The following is a 541-nucleotide window of genomic DNA, read 5'->3' as shown; positions in this document are numbered from 1 at the left end:
CTTGGCTGACCGCAGGCTGGGTCAGCAGCGCGGTTTCGATCTCACCCAACTCGATCCGCTGACCACGGAACTTCACCTGGAAATCAGTACGCCCCACATACTCCAACCGCTGCGGCCGATCCGCGTCGGGTCCGCGCCAGATCACCAGGTCACCGGTGCGATACATCCGCGAACCGGCCGCGAACGGGCTGGCCACGAACCGGCCCGCGGTCTGCGCGGCTTGCCGAACATACCCGCGGGCGAGCTGATCACCAGCCAAATACAACTCACCGGGCACCCCCGCAGGCACCGGCCGCAACCGCGCATCCAACACGAACACTCGGGTGTTCCATTGCGGGCGACCGATCGGCACCATCACCGCATCCAAACCATCAGCAGGCCAATAGGTGACCGACACCGCCGCCTCGGTCGGACCATAGAGATTGTGCACCCGCGCATCCGTGACCGCGCCCACCGCCCGCACCGTCTGCGGCGGCAACGCCTCACCGATCACGAACACATCCCGCAAACTCGCCAGGCTTGCCGCGGGAGTGTGGGCGGC

General features: G+C 66.7%; 1 protein-coding gene. It reads right to left on the bottom strand.

The annotated features are described in order from the left end of the window. Window positions 1–541, bottom strand: a 541-nt coding sequence (locus NA4_RS38525; RefSeq protein ID WP_157129612.1) for an AMP-binding protein, incomplete at both ends; no start/stop codon positions are given.

The organism is Nocardia amamiensis NBRC 102102 (genome assembly GCF_001612745.1).
Lineage (GTDB): Bacteria > Actinomycetota > Actinomycetes > Mycobacteriales > Mycobacteriaceae > Nocardia > Nocardia amamiensis.
This window is presented reverse-complemented; position numbering and strand designations above follow the sequence as displayed.